This is a genomic window from Mucilaginibacter metallidurans, from assembly GCF_003286435.2.
In the GTDB taxonomy this organism is placed as follows: domain Bacteria; phylum Bacteroidota; class Bacteroidia; order Sphingobacteriales; family Sphingobacteriaceae; genus Mucilaginibacter; species Mucilaginibacter gossypii.
The window spans coordinates 4669979-4688931 of record NZ_CP043449.1 but is presented as its reverse complement, the minus strand read 5'-3'; the positions used below and the strand labels follow the sequence as shown (position 1 = coordinate 4688931).

The following is an 18953-nucleotide window of genomic DNA, read 5'->3' as shown; positions in this document are numbered from 1 at the left end:
TAGCTTTTGAGAAAGTATTTTTATGATGATGTATTAATGTTGAGTATCAATATTTGTTAAAAAAACATTATCTGTTCAGCTTTGTAGAATAATAAACCAATTATTTCTAATCCGCTTTTTATTTAATTAACCACTATGAAAAGAATTTTTACTATTTCAGGGTTGATGTTATTGCTTCTTTTTTCTTTTGACGCTGCGTTTGCACAAAACGTTACAGTAAAAGGAAAAATAACCGACGCTGCTACCGGCGAAGCCTTGATAGGCGTATCGGTACAAGAAAAAGGAACAACTAACGGCACCCAAACAGATGTTAACGGCCTTTACTCAATTAAGGCATCAAAAAATGGAATCTTAACCATTACCTATATCGGTTATGCAACCAAGTCTGTACCGGTAAACGAACAAACCACATTGAATGTAACGCTGCAGGCACAAGCAAACGAATTGGCACAGGTTGTTGTGGTTGGTTACGGCACCCAGCGTAAGCTTGATGTTACCGGTTCGGTAGCATCGGTAAAAGGTACCGAAATTTCAAAACAGGCTTCGGTAAACCCAATAAGTGGTTTACAGGGTAAGGTTGCCGGTGTGCAGATCACCAACAGCGGTTCTCCGGGCGCTTCACCTGCGGTAAGTATCCGCGGTTTAGGTACTGTATTTGGTAATGTAAGCCCATTGTTTGTGGTTGACGGGGTTTGGTATGATGATATCAGTTTTCTTAACCCGCAGGATATCGAAAATATCTCTATTTTAAAAGATGCCTCAAGTACTGCTATTTATGGTATCCGTGCAGCCAATGGTGTTGTACTGGTTACAACCAAGCGCGGGGCCAAAGGCAAACCTGTTATCAATTATAACGGTTATGCAGGCTGGCAGTCGGTTACCAACCAGGTAAAAATGGCTAATGCTACCGAGTACGCAACGGCTATTAATGAGCTTTATACTTCTAATAACGTAAGCCCGGTATTATTCAGCGATCCGGCAAGCTACGGAAAAGGTACTGATTGGTATGGGCAAATCTTACGCAATGCTTTTGTAACAAATCATGAACTTTCAGTAAGCGGCGGCACCGAAAAGGTAACATACCACCTTTCATTCGGTTACCTTGACCAGGATGGTTTGGCTAAAACAAACAATTACAGGCGTTACACACTTCACTTATCAAACGATTTTAAACCTGTAAAAGGGCTTAAATTAGGATATACGTTAAGTGGTTTATCCGGGAAATCGGCCGATGTAAACGGTGGAATTTTCCATCAGTTGTTTGGTGTGGCCCCAACCTTACCTGTTTATTATAAAGATGGTGCTTATGGCGATCCTAACGATTACCATACAGGTGATGGTAATAACTATAACCCGCAGGCTACACTTGATTTTTTCAATCAGAAATCAAGAAACATGCGCTTTACTTACAATGGGTATGGTGAAGTATCTTTTCTCAAAAACTTTAAATTTAAAACAAGCTTTGGCGGCGATATAGGTCAGGCCGAAGTTAGAGGATACACTCCGGTTTATGCCGCCACATTTGCACAAAAAAGCCTTGTATCAAACCTGGACGTTAACCACAGCGAAACCCGTAACTGGATCTGGGAAAACACACTTACCTACGATGTGAAAATCAAGGATCATAAAATAACCGCTTTATTAGGTTACAGCGCGCAAAATTATCGTACCAAACAGTTAGATGCGCATGCGCAAAATGTACCTTACGTTAGTAGCGGCAGCCAGCGCGGTTCGTTCCCTGATACGGCTAAGGTAACTTATTACGCTACTCCGGGCTCGCAGGTATATACCCGCGCTTTGTCGCAATTTGCGCGTGTTAACTATTCGTTTAAAGATAAATACCTCTTAAACGCCTCTATACGCCGCGATGGTGCATCGCAGTTTTACGGCGACCATACCTACGGGTACTTTCCGTCGGTAGGCGGTGGCTGGGTTATCACCAACGAGGATTTTATGAAAGATCAGAAGGTGTTTAACACTTTAAAACTACGTGCCAGCTGGGGTAAAGTGGGTAACTCAGGTGTACCTATTAACCCGAGCATCCTAACCGTATCTGCCGATCCTTATTTAACAGCGATATTTGGCACACCTCAAACAACGTTCCCTGGTGCAAGCGTTAACACAGTAGTACCGCCAACTATATTTTGGGAAAAAACCCAATCGACCGATTTTGGTATAGAGGGTGCTATTCTTAATAGCAAATTATCGTTTGAGGCCGATTATTATGATCGTAAAACCAAAGATGCCATCTATCCTCTTCCAATACTTGGATCGTTGGGTACAAATGGCGGCGTAGTGCTTGGCAACCAGGCTACCATCCAAAACCGCGGCGTCGAGTTCTTATTAAGCTGGAAAGACCAGGCTACCAAGGATTTTTATTACAGCATCAGCGCTAACCTTGGCATTAACACCAATAAAGTGTTAAATGTATTATCAGGGAATATTCCTATTTACCAGGGCGGTAATGGCATTGCCAATGGTCAGTTGGCTACCCGTACTGTGGTTGGTCAGCCCATCGGCGAGTTTTATGGTTACCAGGTAACCGGTATTTTCCAAACGCCACAGGAAGTTGCGGCATCAAAACAAACCAGCGCCAAACCTGGCGACTTTAAATACCAGGACACCAATAATGATGGTGTGATTGATAGCAAAGACCGCGTAGTTTTAGGTAGCCCGCTGCCAAAATATAACTACGGTATCAATACCTCGTTCACTTACCGAAACTTTGACCTGGCTCTGGATTTTCAGGGTACTGCAGATGTAAGTGTTTATAACGCCAATATTGCTTACCGTTTTGGTAACGAAAACTTCACCAAAGATTTTTTTGATCATCGCTGGCATGGCCCGGGTACTTCAAATACCTATCCATCAGTAAACGTGGGCTCGACAGACAATGCAAAACCTAACTCATTTTATGTAGAAAGCGGTGCGTACTTCAGGCTCAGAAATGCGCAGTTGGGTTATACCTTGTCGGGCAGCATCTTAAGCAAATGGAAAATTCAAAAAGTCAGGCTGTTTGCCAACGCTCAAAACGCCCTTAACTTTTTCGGCTACAAAGGCTTCAGCCCCGAAGTTGGCGGCTCTATAGGCAATATGGGTATCGATGCTAATGTATATCCATTATACGCAACCTACAATTTTGGTGTTAACGTTACTTTTTAATCAATATAAAGATGAAAAACAGTAAAAAAACTTTATTGCAAAAGGCTGTTATTTTAGGCCTCGTTGCATCCGCAATATCATTTCAGGCTTGTAAAAAAAGCTTCTTAAATGTGGCTCCGGCGGGTAATCAATCTGCCACACAGTTTTGGAAAACGCAGGATGATGCTACCAAGGCCGTAAATGCCATGTACGCAAACCTGCGCGAGTGGAAAAACATCGCCTTTGCCCCGATAGCTGTTGAAAGCATGGGATCGGACGATGCAGAAAAAGGCAGCAGCCCTACCGATGCTACCTTTATGAACAACTTTCACAATTTTACGGTTACAGCGGGCGAAGGCCAGGTTTCCGATTTTTGGGCAGGTCAGTATCAAACCATCAACTTCGCCAACCAAATACTGGGCAACGTGCCCGGCATAACTATGGATCAGGGCCTGAAAGCAAGATACCTTGCCGAAGCCAAATTTATCCGCGCTTATGCTTATTTCAGGCTGGTACGCGCTTTCGGTGATGTGCCACTGCGTTTATCGTTACCCAAAAATGCTTCTGATTACAACCTTCCACGTACTGCAAAGGCGCAGGTTTGGGCAGCTATTGAAAGCGATTTGAATGATGCGGCGGCGGTTTTACCGCAATCATACGCTTCGGCCGATATAGGACATGCCACCAAAGGCGCCGCGCTTGCTTTACATGCAAAAGCAGCCCTGTATCAAAAAAAATGGACCGATGTGGTTACCTATACTACCCAGGTAATGGGATTGGGTTACTCGCTGTATCCTGATTATGAGCAGTTGTTCCGTACTACGCACAAGAATAATCAGGAATCTATTTTCGAGGTACAGTGCATGCTGGTACCTAATAACCCGGATGCTTCTAATTCACAGTATTCGCAGGTACAAGGCGTACGTGGCTCAACAGGCGGCGGCTGGGGCTTTAATGTACCAACTGCCGATCTGGCGGCTGCCTATGAAACAGGCGATCCACGCCGTGATGCTACCATCATCTTCCGCGGTGAAACTACGCCCGAAGGTGATAAGATCCCGGCCGATGGCGATAACCCGATGTACAATCAGAAATCGTACGTGCCATTTAGCCTGTATGTATCTGGTTTTAACGAAGGCTGTCAGCAAAATAAAATTGTTTTGCGCTATGCTGATGTGTTGCTGATGAATGCCGAAGCCAATAATGAGTTAGGTAACTCAGCACCTGCCTTAGCATCGCTTGAGTTGGTTCGCGCCCGCGCAAGGGCTGGCAACGCGGCTATATTGCCTAAGGTAACAGTTACAGGACAGGCCGATTTACGCGCCGCTATTTACAAAGAGCGCCGTGTTGAATTTGCTATGGAGTTTGACCGCTATTTTGACGTGATCCGCCAGGGACGAGGCGCTGCCGTATTTGGTTCACGAGGCTGGAAGGCTGGCAAAAATGAGGTATGGCCTGTGCCGCAAAATGAAATTGACATTAGTGGCGGCACCTTAACACAAAATCCGGGTTATTGATCATCAAAAATTCAGCAACAATGAAATTACTACTTAACAATAAAATAAAAGCAATTCTGCTGGCCGGTGCTGTAGCGTGTGCCGGGATTACATCGTGCCAAAAAAGCTTTGACGCTAAATCGTACGCGCCGTCAAAACCGTTGCCAACTTATGGCGGTTACAGCAGCAGTAAAGATATCGAGCCGGCCAGCCTTGTGGCATATTACCCATTCACAACCAACCTGGCCGATAGCATTGCAGGTGGTACCGGTGTTGCCACCGGAACCAGTTTTGCCAAAGGTTTAAACGGTAACGGCTTAAAAGGAGCAGCCAGCGCTTACGCGCTTTATGATACCCCTGCCGGCATTAAAGCGTTGAAAAGTTTTACTGCCAGTATCTGGGTGAATATGCCTCAGAACAACGCCGCCATAGGTTTAATGGATATTCAAAATGATCAGCCCGGCGGTGCCGGTTTTTGGGGCAGCCTCGCCATATTTTTCGATAATGGCGGCTCGGCATCAAAAGGTGTACTTAAGGTGCATGCCTTTAACGTAGCAGGCAGCTCGGCCGGTGTTGATGGCTGGGAGGGTGGCTACAGCGTAGATGATCCATGGAATAAATGGATCAACGTAACCGTTTCGTTTGATGCGGCAAGCTCAACCATTTATGTTTATTACAACGGCGCGCAGGCTGGTAAAAACACAGTTACCGGTTTTGCACCGATGGATTGGAGCAAGGCTGCGAAAATGGTATTCGGTACTTTACAGTTTCAAACCACGCCTTCGCTTACCGCAAATACAGGTGCGCAGGGTTGGGCAGGCTATGTTACAGGTACTTTAGATAATATCAGGTTTTATAATAAAGCGCTTACAGCATCGCAGGTTTCGGCCCTGTACAACCTCGAAGCTGCCGGAAGATAACACACAGTTGATTGATTTGGGTTGCCCTGCCCTTGGGGCAGGCAACCTTTTTACACCCTCTCTACAATGATGAATACTAAAAGCAATTTGGTATTTGGAGCCATCGTTTTGTTTTTTGCCTGCGGTAAAAGCTCAAAAAGCAATCCCGATCCGGTTACCCCTGTGTCATCGTCATTTACTTTCAGCACACTTAAAGTTAATGGACAGGCCAGCGGTTTCATTTATACAAACGTAAATGCAAAGCCGGCTATAGCTATTTCATTTTCCACCCCGCTTGGCCAGGCTTCGGTAACGGGAAGTGTTAGTCTTGCTACTAAAGCCGGAGCAGCTGCAGCTTATAGCGTGGCTTTTCAGCATCATGATAGTACAGTTGTGATAACACCTACGGGGCTTTTGCCCATTACGCAATACTCACTTAAAGTTTCAACGGCTTTAAAATCTGCAAAAGGCAGTAATCTGCAATCGGCACTTGAGGTACAGCTTACTACCGCAATAGACAGTACTGCAAAGTTTCCGACCATAACCGATGAACAATTGCTTGATCTGGTTGAAAGGCAAACACTTAAATATTTTTATGATTTTGGCCATCCCACCAGCGGCCTTGCCCGCGAACGTAACTCATCGGGCGATGTAGTTACTTCGGGAGGGTCGGGTTTTGGCATTATGGCTATTGTTGCAGGTATAAGCCGCGGCTATATCTCTTACGCCGACGGCCTGGCCCGGATTCAAAAAATAGTGAGCTTTTTAAATACCAAAGCTCAAAAGTTTCATGGCGCGTTTCCGCATTGGCTAAACGGCGCTACAGGTGCGATAGTGTCATTCAGCACGCAGGATAACGGTGCCGACCTGGTTGAAACATCATACCTGATGCAGGGATTAATCACTGCCCGACAATATTTCAGCTCGGCCAATGCAGCCGAAACTCAATTGCGTGCAGACATCAATACTTTATGGAATGGTGTGGAGTGGGATTGGTTTAGGCAAAATGATCAGAATGTGCTGTACTGGCATTGGAGCCCAGATCAGGGCTGGGCTATCAACATGAAAATAACCGGTTGGAATGAGGCTCTTATTGTTTATGTACTCGGCGCGTCGTCAACAACACACAACATCCCAAAGACAGTTTATGACCAGGGATGGGCAGGTAACGGCGGTATTAAAAATGGTAAAACCTTTTATGGCGTAACCCTTCCGCTTGGGCCTGACAGGGGAGGACCATTGTTTTTTGAGCATTACTCATTTTTGGGTATTAACCCAACAGGTTTAACAGATGCTTATGCCAACTACGAAACGCAAACCAAAGCTCACGCCATGATCAATTACAACTATTGTGTGGCTAATCCTCTGGGTAATGGCGGTTATAGCGCCAACTGCTGGGGATTAACAGCGAGCGATATTGAGGGAGGGTATACGGCAAGCTCACCAACTAATGATGTAGGGGTGATTGCGCCTACTGCCGCAATTGCGTCATTGCCTTATACGCCAACCCAATCGATGGCTGCCTTACGCTTTTTTTATTATACCCTTGGTGATAAGTTATGGGGCCAATATGGCTTTTATGATGCTTTTAACTTAACCAACCCCTGGTTTGCCAATTCGTACCTGGCTATTGACCAGGGTCCTATCGTGGTTATGACCGAAAACTACAGAAGCGGGTTACTCTGGAGACTTTTCATGAGCGCGCCGGAAATAAAAACGGGAATGAAGAATTTAGGCTTTAGCGGACCAAACTTATAATGTGATTAATGATATATTAAATGAAAAAACTAATATTATTCTCCTTGTTAATGATGCTTGTATTGAGCGCCTTCGCCCAAAAGCAAACAAAAAAAACAGAAGACGGCATTAAGCCTGTAGGTATTATCAAAAACCTTACGGATAGTGCTTTGCTTGATGTGGTGCAGCGACAAACCTTCCGTTATTTCTGGGATTTTGGCCACCCGGTTAGCGGCCTGGCCCGTGAGCGCAGTAATACTTCTTTTGATTACGGTAACGAGGTGGTAACAACAGGTGGTTCGGGCTTCGGTATCATGTCGCTCATCGTGGCCGATAGCCGCAAATGGATCAGCCATGAGCAGGCGGTTGACCGTATGGTGAAGATCGTTAACTTTTTATACAAGGCCGATGCTTTTCATGGCGCTTTCCCGCACTGGTTAAACGGCGAAACCGGTAAAGTGATCCGTTTTGGCCGTAAGGATGATGGGGCTGACATTGTGGAATCGGCTTATCTTTTTCAGGGTTTATTGTGCGCGAGGCAGTATTTTACTGCCGATGATCCGAAAGAACGCCGGATCCGGGATGTGATTAACTGGATGTGGGGCGAAATGGAATGGAGCTGGTTTACCCGCGATGGCCGCGACTACCTTTACTGGCACTGGAGCCCCAACAATGGCTGGGCCATGAATTTCCCGATCCACGGTTTTAACGAATGTTTGATCACTTATGTGCTTGCCGCATCTGCTGAACGTTACCCCGTTAGTGCCAATGTTTACCATAATGGCTGGGCTCAAAGCGATTTCTTTAAAAACGGGAAAACTTTTTACGGTTTTAAACTACCGCTTGGTTTTGATTATGGCGGTCCGTTGTTCTTTTCTCAATATTCTTTCCTTGGCCTTAATCCTAAAGGTTTAAAGGACGAGTATGCCGACTATTGGGAACAAAATAAAAATCATACGCTGATCAATCACGCTTACTGCGTTGATAATCCTAAAAAGTTTAAAGGCTATGGCGAAAACTGCTGGGGACTAACTGCCAGCGATAACTTTGAAGGATATAACGCACATTCTCCAACTAACGACCTCGGCGTAATTACGCCAACGGCGGCGCTATCTGCGTTCCCATATACGCCGGAATATTCGATGAAAGCGTTGCGCCATTTTTATTATGACCTGGGCGATAAGATTTGGGGCGAATATGGCTTTACCGATGCCTTCAGCGAATCGCATAACTGGTACGCCAACTCCTATTTGGCCATCGACCAGGGCCCGATCATTGTGATGATTGAAAACTACCGGACCGGCTTGCTCTGGAAACTTTTCATGAGTTGCCCTGAAGTACAGGGAGGCTTGAAAAAGCTTGGTTTTGAAAGCCCTGCTATCGCCAAAAATTAAATCGATATAAAAAATAAACAAAAGGCCGTTAAAGAGGTTAAATTTGTTTTGAAGCCCGGGTGGCAATCACGCCGGTTGTAAAACAAAGAAGTATTTAACCCATGATTAAAGTAATACGAATTACAGGAATGCTAAGCTTGCTCTTAGCATTCTCTTTTTTAGCCAGATCCCAAAATTTGACCTCGTTTGACAGGGGCAGCTTTATTTTTAAAGTAGACACACTGCCATACCGAATTTTATTTCCGAAACATTTTAATCCGGGTCAAAAGTACCCTTTATTGTTTGTATTACACGGTTCGGGCGAACGGGGAAACAATAATGAGTCGCAACTGGCTTATGGGGCACAACGGTTCTTACAGGACAGCTGCAGGGAGTTATATGAGTCTATCATTGTTTTTCCGCAATGCCCGGCAAAAAGTTACTGGAGCAATGTAAAGCAGGTTACCGATTCGGCAACCAATAAGCGCAAATTTATTTTCCAGGAAAATGCGCCGCCAACAATGGCGATGATCATGTTGATGGGACTGGTTGACCAGTTTTTAGATAAGCCATTTGTTGATAAGCACAAAGTTTATATGGGAGGCCTTAGCATGGGTGGTATGGGGACATTTGAAATCATTGGCCGCGAACCTAATGTATTTGCAGCAGCCTTTGCCATTTGCGGCGGCGATAATACGCTGAACGCGAAGAAATACGCTAAAAAAGTTCCGCTCTGGATCTTTCACGGTAATAATGACCCGGTAGTACCTGCCGATCACTCGCAGGTAATGGTTGATGCTATTAAAGAGGCGGGAGGCAAGCCGAGGTTTACGCTATATCCAGGTGTAGGGCACAACAGCTGGGATAATGCGTTCAACGAGCCTGATCTGTTGCATTGGTTGTTTTCGCATAGTAAGTAGAGGCGGGTAACATAAAAATCATATCATTGAGGAGGGAAGGCGAATCAATCGCATGCTATACAGGGCGGTCACGCTAAACAAAATGAAAATTGCTTTAAATAAAAAATGTCCTTTCGATTGAGCAGAGGTGGGCAATAGCGCTGGGGCGATAGAGAAATCTTATACACCACGCAAGTCCGATAAGCATGTCGGCTCAGCAGGGAGTATAAGATTTCTCACTCGTTCCTCTATCGAAATGACAATAAATTTGTTGAAAGTTATTAACCTATTCGTCCTCTTCTGATTTCTTGGGAAGATTTTTGGCGTTAAAACGTGGCTTGAATCCCAATTTAGGTGCCGGAGTTTCTTTAGCCGGCGACTGAGGTTCTTCAGTTGGCGTATCCTCTTTTTTATCTTCTGAGGATGCTTCGGCCTCAGTAATTGTCGGCTTCATTGCAGCTGCATTAAAGCGTGGTTTAAAGCCAAGTTTTGGTGCGGGAGGTTCAGAACCCTGTTTTGCTTCTTCAATTGTTGGTTGCGGAATCTCGGCTGATGGTTTTGCCTCTTCAACTGGTTGTTCCGATTCAACCGGTTTAGGTTTCATCATAGCCGCGTTGAAGCGTGGCTTGAATCCCACTTTAGGGGCAGGTGCTTCGGTTACCGGCGTTTGAGGCTCTTCAGGCGGAGCATTCTCGTTTTTCTCTTCAGCAGGCGCTTCATTTTCTACCGGTTTGGGTTTTACCATACCGGCATTAAAGCGTGGTTTAAAGCCTATTTTAGGTGCCGGTGCATCCGCAGGTGGAGTTGTCGGAGTTTCTTCCTTTTTGTCTTCTGCCTGTGTTTCTGTTTCAGCTGGTTTCGGTTTTACCATGGCAGCATTGAAACGTGGTTTAAAGCCAGGTTTGGCAGTTGGTGCAGGTGTTTCTGTAGCAGGAGCCCCAGCTTTTTGTTCCTTTTCGTTTTCAGGTGATGCTTCGCTCACTGCTGGTTTAGCTTTTGCCATAGCCGGGTTAAAGCGAGGCTTGAACGTTGGTTTGGGGGCAGTTTCAGGGGATGAAGGTTCTGACGTTGGGGGCTCAACTGCCTGTTGTTTAAATTCTTCAGCAGGAGCTGCAGGTTTTGGTGCAGCCGGACGGAACTTAGGCGTAAAGCCAACTTTGGCCGGCGTAGCGGGTTCTGTTAAACTTTCGGTTATGGTTTGTTCGGCAAGCGGGTTTTTGATATGTGCTTTTTCGGTTTTAACTTCAAGCGGAACCGGGAACCGCCGCCTTAGTTTATTAAACCAGTATTTTTTGGTATGGTCGAAACTTTTTTCGCCCATTTGTTCAAAGTGATCTTTAAATTCAGAAAACAAAGCAGGTTCGCCCTGTTGCAGAGCAGCAAGATCAATTCTTTTCTTCTTTAAAAATTCTTCAAAAACCATTTTTGTTTAGATATGAGATGTTAGATATGAGATTTGAGATAATTGAAGGTTTAGAGCCTTGTCTCATATCTCACGTCTCTTATAATGTTACATCTACACCCAGCTTGTTAAAACGGATGCCTTTTTCGGTTTGGCTCCAGTCTTCACGTTCCTCATCGGTAGCGTTTAATAACTGTGGAAACCATTCCAACGGGAAAGCCTGCGGCTTGCCACCATCAGTTTCCACAAAAAGAAGGCCGTTAGCAAAGGTAACCTTTACTTTTTTCTCTCCTTTACGTGTGTTGAATAGTGGCATGATGTTTCTTCTTTATGTCATTGCGAGGAGGAACGACGAAGCAATCGCATGCTGTACAGAGCGATGATGCTTCTGTGCGATTGCTACGCTATCGCTCGCAATGACATGGTGTTTATTGTTTGAGTGGAACTAAATCGAAATCGAAATTCCGGAATCCGATACTTGGATTACTCCGCCATATTATGGTAAACAGCCTGCACGTCGTCGTCTTCTTCCAAACGGTCAATCAGTTTCATAATTTCAGGCACCTGCTCTTCGCTTACAGCATGGAATGACTGCGGGATACGCTCCAGCTTGGCCGATTTTACTTCGATACCCATTTCTTCCAACGCTTTTTGCATTTTACCAAAATCTTCAAAAGCTGTATGGATTACCGCAATATCGTTGCCATTTTCATCGGCTTCAACAAATATTTCTTCCAAACCTGCGTCTATCAATTCAAGTTCAAGCTCTTCCAGGTCGCGATCGCCTGGCTCAAAAGTGAAAACTGATTTACGGGTAAAGATAAAATCAAGCGAGCCGGTTTTTCCTAATGAGCCACCGTATTTGGTAAAATAGCTGCGTACGTTGGCAACGGTACGGTTAGTGTTATCGGTAGCGGTTTCAACCAACACGGCAACCCCGTAAGGCGCGTAACCTTCGTAAACAAGCTCTTCGTAATCTTTTTCGTCGCGGCTGCTGGCGCGTTTAATGGCGGCTTCAACACGGTCTTTAGGCATGTTTACAGCTTTGGCGTTTTGCACAGCGGTACGTAAGCGCGAATTGGTGTTAACATCGCCGCCGCCGGCTTTTACAGCCATTACAATTTCCTTACCTAAACGGGTAAACTGCACTGCCATTTTGGCCCAGCGCTTAAACTTTCTTTCTTTGCGGAATTCAAATGCTCTTCCCATGTTTTTTTAGTTCATTGTTCATGGTTGATAGTGATAGATCAACCTTGTTGTATTACAAAGCTTTGCCTTATAAAGACAAGGCGGTAAATATAATATTTGTTTATATAATGACGGATAAAAACCTTTATCCTTTCGCCTTTAACCTTAAATTATCGTTTTCAAATTGGTCAACATGTCGGCCACCATTTTTGGTAAGTCATATTCCAGTTTCCAGCCCCAGTCGTTTTGCGCGTAACTGTCATCTATTGATTTCGGCCAGCTATTGGCGATGGCTTGCCGCGGGTCGTTATTACTGTAACTGATTTCAAATTTAGGGATCAGCTTTTTGATTTCAGCCGCCAGTTGTTCGGGCGTAAAGCTAATGCCAGCCAGGTTATATGATGAGCGGATGCTGATCTGTTCGGCAGGTGCATCCATCAAACTGATGGTAGCCCTGATGGCATCATCCATATACATCATCGGCAGGGCAGTCCCTTCGGCCAGAAAGCTTTCATAGCTGCCCGTTTTTAATGCCTGGTGAAATATATGTACGGCATAATCTGTAGTGCCGCCGCCCGGATTGGCTTTCCAGCCGATCAGGCCCGGGTAACGGATACTGCGTACATCAAGACTGTATTTATTAAAATAATATTCGCACCAGCGCTCGCCGGCCAATTTACTAAAACCATAAACCGTGTTAGGATCCATTACACAATACTGCGGTGTATTATGCTGCGGTGAATGCGGCCCGAAAACCGCTATAGAACTTGGCCAAAAAACTTTACTTACTTTAAACTCAACTGCAAAATCAAGCACATGCAGCAAACCGGTCATATTCAGGTCCCAGGCCATTTTGGGTTTTTGCTCGCCTACTGCCGAAAGAATGGCAGCTAACAGGTAAACTTGTGTTGGGCGGTGCTTATCAAATATATGGTGCAGGTTGTCTTTATCAAGTACATTGATCAATTCAAACGGTCCGCTGCTGCCACGCATAGCATAGGTAGGGCTGTTAATATCCGAAGCTATAACCGCTTCGGCCCCGTGTATATTTCTCAAAGCCATTACCAGTTCGGTACCGATCTGGCCGTTGGCGCCTATCACTAAGATCTTTTCGCTCATGCAATATTGAGTTTACCGCGCAAAGGTAGGGTTTTTAGGTGAGTGGTTAATTAAGTTGATTAGGTGAGTGGTTGTTTTGTTTTTTGAGATTACGCCGATTAGGGGATTGATTACGTAGATTTTTTGTTTGTGTTGCCTGTTGGTTTAATGCTTACGGGTGCTGCGTTAGCGATAGTAGCGGATACCGGCCTGTGGCTAATGCCTGTGCAGTATGAGCGTATAGCACGGGCCGCAGGCAACGCCATTATTCTGAACCTGGATTTTTACGATTTAAGGATTGTCAGGATGTGATCTGAAACTCGAATTAAACGAATTGTTTGAATTTCTGAAATTTTGCATGGTATTCACTTAATTCTAAAAATTCCGGTTCAGACAAATTAATCGTTTTTTAGAAGTCACAAGTCAGCCACCCATTAGGCCTTCGCTCAAGACTTGCGCCAGTAAGGGAAAATTTTGATTCAGACAAACAAACCACTCACTTAATCAACCCAATCAACCAATGTCCATAAAAACCATAGACTTTATATTTTCAGGATAGCAAAAAAATGTGCATATTTGAGGGTTTAACTTTTAAAACACATAATTAATTAAAAACAGGCGCTGTGAAGCAGCCTGATACATTTCAAAAACAATTTAAAAAATGAAAGTCGCAGTAGTAGGTGCTACAGGATTAGTAGGCACCAAAATGTTGCAGGTTCTTGCAGAACGCAACTTCCCCGTTACAGAATTAATTCCCGTAGCTTCAGAAAAAAGTATTGGTAAAGAAATTACTTTTAAGGGTAAGCAGTTTAAGGTGGTTTCTGTTGAGGATGCGATTAAGATGAAGCCGGACGTAGCAATTTTCTCGGCCGGCGGAAGCACTTCATTACAGCAGGCTCCTTTATTTGCAGCTGCTGGTACAACTGTTATTGATAACTCATCGGCATGGCGTATGGACCCAACCAAAAAATTGGTTGTTCCTGAAGTAAATGCTGATGTACTTACAGCCGAAGATAAGATCATTGCCAATCCAAATTGCTCAACCATACAAATGGTAGTGGCTTTAAAACCACTGCACGATAAATATAAAATTAAAAGGGTGGTAGTTTCAACCTACCAATCTGTTACCGGTACCGGTGTTAAAGCTGTTGATCAGTTATTTAACGAGCGTAAAGGTATCGACGGCCCTAAAGTTTACCCTTACACTATCGATTTAAACGTGATCCCGCAGATTGATGTATTTACCGAAAACGGTTATACTAAAGAGGAAATGAAAATGATCCTTGAAACCAAAAAGATCATGGGTGATGACAGCATCAAAGTAACTGCTACAACAGTGCGGATCCCGGTTATGGGTGGCCACTCGGAATCAGTTAACATTGAGTTTGCGAAAGATTTTGACCTGGCGGAAGTTCGTGAACTGTTAGCTAACGCGCCGGGCATTGTTGTGGTTGACGATACTGCTAACCTGAAATACCCTATGCCGCTTGACGCGCATGATAAAGATGAGGTATTTGTAGGCCGCATCCGTCGTGACGAAACCCAGGACAATACGCTTAACTGCTGGATAGTATCTGATAACCTGCGTAAAGGTGCAGCTACCAATGCAGTACAAATTGCCGAGTACCTTGCTGCTCAGCACCTGATCGGTCAGCCGGTTGAGGCATAAGTAAATGAGAAAATATAGGCCCCATAGCACATATGCTATGGGTTTTTTTGTGAAGAATATTTCTTAAATTTGAATATGAACGAAATATTTTTCCTTGTTGAAGAAGCGATAGAGGGCGGTTATAACGCGAGGGCAATCGGCGAGTCGATTTTTACAGAAGGAGATACGCTTGATGAGCTAAAAGCCAATATTCGCGATGCTGTCCATTGTCATTTTGATGAAGATAAACTTCCTAAAATCATTCGGCTCCATTTGGTTAAGGAGGAAGTGATAACCGTTTAATTTTTCTGAAAATAGCTATGTCTCCAAGAGCTCCCCGTGATGTTTCAGGAAAAGATCTGATCAAAGTTTTATTGAAATATGGTTACGAGGTTATAAGACAAACCGGAAGCCATATCAGGTTATCGATTACGCTTAATGATGGCGTAAAGAATATTACCATCCCAAATCACGATCCTATAAAGTTAGGAACACTTATGGCGATCATCAATGACGTTGCGGAACAGCTGAAAATTAATAAAGAAGATATTATCAATAAATTATAGGATAGGGATAGTCGTTTGATTATCCCTATTTTTATGCTGTAATATTTGGGTATGAAAGCCTTGAACCTGATTGTTATTTTATGTTTTATCACATCGGTTAAACTCTTCGCGCAAACACCGCAAGCTATTGAAGCCGACTTACTCAAATCATTTAAAAAGATTGAATATTGGGACGAGCAGCAAGGCAAAGGGAATGAAAATGCGGGCGATTCCCTTATTAAAGCCAATGATGCTTTTAGTAATAAATTAAAACGTTATACAGAAACCTATCCTTATACTATAAACTTACCTTTTAACTCGCTAAAAAAAGCGCAACTTGATATTTTCACTTCGGCGGATGGATTGTTCAGGATCTACTCGTGGGATACATGGACTGGAGGCACTATGCACATTTGTGCCAACGTGTTACAATACAAAGCCGGCGATAAAACAAAGTCATCTTTGATGAACAACCCAGGGGACGGCGGCGCTCCTTTTTATTCAAACTTATATACTTTCAAAGCCGGCGATAAAACTTACTATTTTGGCATTTATGGAGTTATTGAATCATCAAGATATGCCGGTACCGGGATCAGGTTATTTGCCATTCAAAACGGTGTTTTGAATAATGATGTAAAGATCATTAAAACGCAATCGGGTTTTCATAATGAAATTTTTTATGAATATGATTTTGGATCAGTGGTTGATCTGCCGTTTGAAAAACGGCCGACTATCACTTTTGATCAAAGGACACAAACAATACGTATACCTTTGGTAAATGCCAAAGGACAGGTTACCGCAAAATTTATCAATTACAAATTCAACGGACAGTATTTTGAAAAAATAAAAAGCTAAAAAACAGCTAACTGGTAATCATCGCAACAGAATGTCTGCCGGATTTGCTTTTTTTGTGTATCTTGTTTACCGATGAAAACCTTTAAGTTAATAATTGTTTTCTGCTGCTGCTTTTACTCAGCAAATTTGTTTGCTCAAAGTCCGCAGGCTATTGAGGCCGATCTGTTACGGATTTTTAAAAGGGTAAACTATTACGGCTCCCACAAAAAAGAGTGGAAAGCAATTGATTCATTAGAAAAAATGAACAAGATCTTTGGCTTTAAGCTGAAGTACTATACCTCCAAATATCCCGGAACAATAAACTATCCCTTTACCGAACTGGTGAAAGAGCGGGTTGTGATAGCCACATCTGCTGATGGTTTGTTCCGTACTTATTCGTGGGATACCAGGTTGGGCAGCACCGGCTATGATTTTGATAATGTTTTGCAATACAAGGTTAGCGGCAAAGTATCGTCATCGCTTAAAATGGATTCCGTTGGCAAAAAGCATAACCCGGTTTACTGGTACTCCAAAATTTATACCCTTAAGGCGAATAACAAAGTTTATTACCTGGCCGCATATAATTCGGTACGTTCAAGTGTTGATGCTACCCAGGGCATCCAGTTTTTTACTATCGAAAACGGGAAGTTAAACGGTACCGTGTTACTGGTTAAAACCCAAACCGGCATGCATAGTAAGTTATATTTTGATTATAACTTCCTTTCGGTAGTTAATATGAAAGTGATCCCGACTATTTATTATGACGCGAAAACACAAAGCATCCATAGTCCGTTAGTTAATGCAAAACGAGAGGTTACCCGCGACTATATCGTATATAAATTTACAGGTAAGTACTTTGAACGGGTAAAAAATTAACTTTGCCCCATGATCTCTTTCGCCCATCGTGTATTTATGGAAGTTGCCGCCAACCTGAGTTTCAGTAAGGCTGCCCAGGTGCTGTTTATTACCCAGCCGGCCATCAGTAAGCATGTTAAAGCGCTTGAAGATCAATATAAAGTGCCCCTGTTTGAGCGTAAGGGCAACAGTATTTTATTAACCGAAGCCGGAAATAAGCTAAATGAGTATTTACAACAGGCAACAGAGATAGAGCGGAAGGTAGAGTATGATCTTTCGGTGTTAAGCAATCTTTCGCAGGCTGCCGGGCATTTGCGTTTGGGCGCAAGTACAACTATTGCCTTGTATATTTTACCTTCGATACTTTCTGGTTTTCAGCGCGAGTACGCCAATGTTGATGTACAGCTTGTAAACCGTAACAGCGAGTACATCCTGAACGCTTTGTTAAATCATGAGGTTGATATTGGTATAATTGAGGTTGATAATAAACTCACTACCGTATCATACAAGCCTTTTATGAGCGATGAGGTGATCCCCGTTTGCTCTGCTAAAAGTCCGCTGGCAGGCAAGTCATTAACATTAAAGCAGTTTGTAAAAACACCTCTGGCCGTGAGAGAGCGTGGTTCGGGCACGTTGAATGCCGTATTAAAAGCCTTGTCTGCTTTGCATATTAAACCGGCTGATCTGTCGGTAAAGATCCGCCTTGGTGGTACCGAGGCTTTGAAAAACTTCCTGCTGGCCGATCAATGCCTCGGCTTTATGCCGCGCCCATCTATCATCCGGCAGTTGGCCGAAGGTGATTTGGTTGAAGTGCCTATTGAAGGTTTGAAAATTAAGCGTGATTTCTTTTTTATCCGCCGCAAAGGGACTGAGGATTATGGATTGACGAGCAATTTTATAAACTACGCATTGCAACATATCGGACAATCGTCTGAATAATTAAGTACACAAAAACACAAGGAAAGAAAGTTGTGTTTTTTCGTTTCCGGGAACAAATTTATGGAGCCTAATCAAGATAGGTACTAATCAAGCTGTTATAACCTCTTTTAAAAATTCCGAAACTATCCCTGTTCTGGTCTGTATTTATATTGTATTTAATTTTTATAATCATTAATTAATAAATTATAAATTATGGCAAGTTTAAATGGTCGTAAGGTGGCAATCCTTACCGAAGAAGGATTTGAGCAGGTTGAATTAACAAGCCCAAAACAAGCCCTTGAGCAGGCAGGTGCAACAGTACATGTGATATCACCCAAAAGCGGAAAAATCAAAGCTTGGGATAAAACTAACTGGGGTATCGAAATTAATGTTGATAAACAGCTTAATGAAGTAAACCCTGATGATTACGATGCGCTGGTTTTACCTGGCGGTGTGCTTAATCCCGATAAGTTGAGACAAAATAAAGATGCCGTTGCCTTTGCATCTGCGTTTTTGGATGAGGGCAAGCCGGTAGCGGCAATATGCCACGGCCCGCAATTGCTGATAGAAACAGGCATGATCAACGGCAGAAGGTTAACGTCATATCCATCTTTACAAACCGATCTTAAAAACGCCGGTGCTGATTGGGTTGATGAAGAGGTGGTGGTTGATAATGGCCTGGTAACAAGTCGCCGCCCTGACGACCTTGAAGCATTTAACCGCAAAGCTATTGAAGAGATTGGCGAAGGCGTTCATCATGTGTAGTTTTTAAGCCGGGATTTTTATAGGATTTTTGGGAGTACAGGATTTTTCTCTGGTTTAAAGAGATCCGATCAATGTGATTGCAGTTTATAACATTTGACATTAGTTGGATTTTTCTAATCAGGTCAGAAAAAATCCTGTTAATCCTAAAAATCCCC

17 protein-coding genes are annotated in these 18953 nt (G+C 43.6%); 13 read left to right on the top strand and 4 right to left on the bottom strand.

The genetic code is table 11. The annotated features are described in order from the left end of the window. Positions 1 to 135 precede the first annotated feature (135 nt). From DIU38_RS19790 to DIU38_RS19765, 6 genes are all read left to right on the top strand, one after another. Entirely contained in the window at positions 136 to 3162 is a 3027-nt protein-coding gene (locus DIU38_RS19790; protein ID WP_112652672.1) for a SusC/RagA family TonB-linked outer membrane protein, read from the top strand. Between the two features lie 11 nt (positions 3163 to 3173). After that, on the top strand, positions 3174 to 4658 hold the full coding sequence (locus DIU38_RS19785; protein WP_112652671.1) for a RagB/SusD family nutrient uptake outer membrane protein: 1485 nt from the start codon (positions 3174 to 3176) through the stop codon (positions 4656 to 4658). A gap of 20 nt (positions 4659 to 4678) precedes the next feature. Then, positions 4679 to 5557 carry a LamG-like jellyroll fold domain-containing protein gene (locus DIU38_RS19780; protein ID WP_112652670.1) on the top strand — a complete coding sequence of 293 codons (879 nt, stop codon included), beginning with the start codon at positions 4679 to 4681 and terminating at the stop codon, positions 5555 to 5557. A gap of 66 nt (positions 5558 to 5623) precedes the next feature. Next, positions 5624 to 7294 (top strand): glucoamylase family protein, encoded by a 1671-nt coding sequence (locus tag DIU38_RS19775; RefSeq protein ID WP_112652669.1) that lies wholly within the window; start codon positions 5624 to 5626, stop codon positions 7292 to 7294. Between the two features lie 20 nt (positions 7295 to 7314). After that, positions 7315 to 8667 (top strand): glucoamylase family protein, encoded by a 1353-nt coding sequence (locus DIU38_RS19770; RefSeq protein ID WP_112652668.1) that lies wholly within the window; start codon positions 7315 to 7317, stop codon positions 8665 to 8667. Between the two features lie 278 nt (positions 8668 to 8945). After that, the gene (locus DIU38_RS19765; protein ID WP_243770696.1) at positions 8946 to 9566 is read left to right on the top strand and encodes a carboxylesterase family protein; all 621 of its coding nucleotides are present in this window, start codon (positions 8946 to 8948) and stop codon (positions 9564 to 9566) included. A 265-nt stretch (positions 9567 to 9831) separates the two neighbouring features. Here DIU38_RS19765 and DIU38_RS19760 read toward each other — a convergent pair whose 3' ends face one another. The 4 genes from DIU38_RS19760 to DIU38_RS19745 all read right to left on the bottom strand — a co-directional run bounded on the left by DIU38_RS19760 (position 9832) and on the right by DIU38_RS19745 (position 13254). Further along, complete coding sequence (locus DIU38_RS19760) at positions 9832 to 10968, bottom strand: hypothetical protein (protein ID WP_112652666.1); 1137 nt, start codon at positions 10966 to 10968, stop codon at positions 9832 to 9834. Between the two features lie 79 nt (positions 10969 to 11047). Beyond that, a complete protein-coding gene (locus DIU38_RS19755; RefSeq protein ID WP_112652665.1) occupies positions 11048 to 11263 on the bottom strand; it encodes a DUF2442 domain-containing protein in 216 nt (71 codons plus the stop codon). A 167-nt stretch (positions 11264 to 11430) separates the two neighbouring features. After that, positions 11431 to 12156, bottom strand: coding sequence for a YebC/PmpR family DNA-binding transcriptional regulator (locus DIU38_RS19750; RefSeq protein WP_091172198.1), 726 nt, complete (start codon positions 12154 to 12156; stop codon positions 11431 to 11433). A 144-nt stretch (positions 12157 to 12300) separates the two neighbouring features. Next, positions 12301 to 13254, bottom strand: a complete 954-nt coding sequence (locus DIU38_RS19745; protein WP_112652664.1) for an NAD-dependent epimerase/dehydratase family protein — start codon at positions 13252 to 13254, stop codon at positions 12301 to 12303. Between the two features lie 640 nt (positions 13255 to 13894). Between DIU38_RS19745 and DIU38_RS19740 the strand changes: the two genes are divergently transcribed. The 7 genes from DIU38_RS19740 (at position 13895) to DIU38_RS19710 (ending at position 18798) form a co-directional block, all read left to right on the top strand. Then, the gene (locus DIU38_RS19740; protein WP_112652663.1) at positions 13895 to 14902 is read left to right on the top strand and encodes an aspartate-semialdehyde dehydrogenase; all 1008 of its coding nucleotides are present in this window, start codon (positions 13895 to 13897) and stop codon (positions 14900 to 14902) included. Between the two features lie 75 nt (positions 14903 to 14977). Then, positions 14978 to 15184 (top strand): 2-oxoisovalerate dehydrogenase, encoded by a 207-nt coding sequence (locus tag DIU38_RS19735; protein ID WP_091172201.1) that lies wholly within the window; start codon positions 14978 to 14980, stop codon positions 15182 to 15184. A gap of 17 nt (positions 15185 to 15201) precedes the next feature. Next, the gene (locus DIU38_RS19730; protein WP_091172203.1) at positions 15202 to 15447 is read left to right on the top strand and encodes a type II toxin-antitoxin system HicA family toxin; all 246 of its coding nucleotides are present in this window, start codon (positions 15202 to 15204) and stop codon (positions 15445 to 15447) included. A gap of 51 nt (positions 15448 to 15498) precedes the next feature. After that, positions 15499 to 16281: a hypothetical protein gene (locus DIU38_RS19725; protein ID WP_112652662.1), complete on the top strand. Its 783-nt coding sequence runs from the start codon at positions 15499 to 15501 to the stop codon at positions 16279 to 16281. 72 nt (positions 16282 to 16353) lie between these two features. Then, positions 16354 to 17136, top strand: coding sequence for a hypothetical protein (locus tag DIU38_RS19720; protein WP_112652661.1), 783 nt, complete (start codon positions 16354 to 16356; stop codon positions 17134 to 17136). Between the two features lie 9 nt (positions 17137 to 17145). After that, positions 17146 to 18054, top strand: coding sequence for a LysR substrate-binding domain-containing protein (locus DIU38_RS19715; protein WP_090534099.1), 909 nt, complete (start codon positions 17146 to 17148; stop codon positions 18052 to 18054). 192 nt (positions 18055 to 18246) lie between these two features. Next, positions 18247 to 18798 carry a type 1 glutamine amidotransferase domain-containing protein gene (locus tag DIU38_RS19710; protein ID WP_112652660.1) on the top strand — a complete coding sequence of 184 codons (552 nt, stop codon included), beginning with the start codon at positions 18247 to 18249 and terminating at the stop codon, positions 18796 to 18798. Positions 18799 to 18953: the final 155 nt, after the last annotated feature.

Bases quoted from the DNA above. Each gene is read 5' to 3' on its own strand.
- DIU38_RS19790 (WP_112652672.1), top strand. From the start codon at position 136: ATGAAAAGAATTTTTACTATTTCAGGGTTGATGTTATTGCTTCTTTTT.
- DIU38_RS19785 (WP_112652671.1), top strand. From the start codon at position 3,174: ATGAAAAACAGTAAAAAAACTTTATTGCAAAAGGCTGTTATTTTAGGC.
- DIU38_RS19780 (WP_112652670.1), top strand. From the start codon at position 4,679: ATGAAATTACTACTTAACAATAAAATAAAAGCAATTCTGCTGGCCGGT.
- DIU38_RS19775 (WP_112652669.1), top strand. From the start codon at position 5,624: ATGATGAATACTAAAAGCAATTTGGTATTTGGAGCCATCGTTTTGTTT.
- DIU38_RS19770 (WP_112652668.1), top strand. From the start codon at position 7,315: ATGAAAAAACTAATATTATTCTCCTTGTTAATGATGCTTGTATTGAGC.
- DIU38_RS19760 (WP_112652666.1), bottom strand. From the start codon at position 10,968: ATGGTTTTTGAAGAATTTTTAAAGAAGAAAAGAATTGATCTTGCTGCT.
- DIU38_RS19755 (WP_112652665.1), bottom strand. From the start codon at position 11,263: ATGCCACTATTCAACACACGTAAAGGAGAGAAAAAAGTAAAGGTTACC.
- DIU38_RS19750 (WP_091172198.1), bottom strand. From the start codon at position 12,156: ATGGGAAGAGCATTTGAATTCCGCAAAGAAAGAAAGTTTAAGCGCTGG.
- DIU38_RS19745 (WP_112652664.1), bottom strand. From the start codon at position 13,254: ATGAGCGAAAAGATCTTAGTGATAGGCGCCAACGGCCAGATCGGTACC.
- DIU38_RS19740 (WP_112652663.1), top strand. From the start codon at position 13,895: ATGAAAGTCGCAGTAGTAGGTGCTACAGGATTAGTAGGCACCAAAATG.
- DIU38_RS19735 (WP_091172201.1), top strand. From the start codon at position 14,978: ATGAACGAAATATTTTTCCTTGTTGAAGAAGCGATAGAGGGCGGTTAT.
- DIU38_RS19730 (WP_091172203.1), top strand. From the start codon at position 15,202: ATGTCTCCAAGAGCTCCCCGTGATGTTTCAGGAAAAGATCTGATCAAA.
- DIU38_RS19725 (WP_112652662.1), top strand. From the start codon at position 15,499: ATGAAAGCCTTGAACCTGATTGTTATTTTATGTTTTATCACATCGGTT.
- DIU38_RS19720 (WP_112652661.1), top strand. From the start codon at position 16,354: ATGAAAACCTTTAAGTTAATAATTGTTTTCTGCTGCTGCTTTTACTCA.
- DIU38_RS19715 (WP_090534099.1), top strand. From the start codon at position 17,146: ATGATCTCTTTCGCCCATCGTGTATTTATGGAAGTTGCCGCCAACCTG.
- DIU38_RS19710 (WP_112652660.1), top strand. From the start codon at position 18,247: ATGGCAAGTTTAAATGGTCGTAAGGTGGCAATCCTTACCGAAGAAGGA.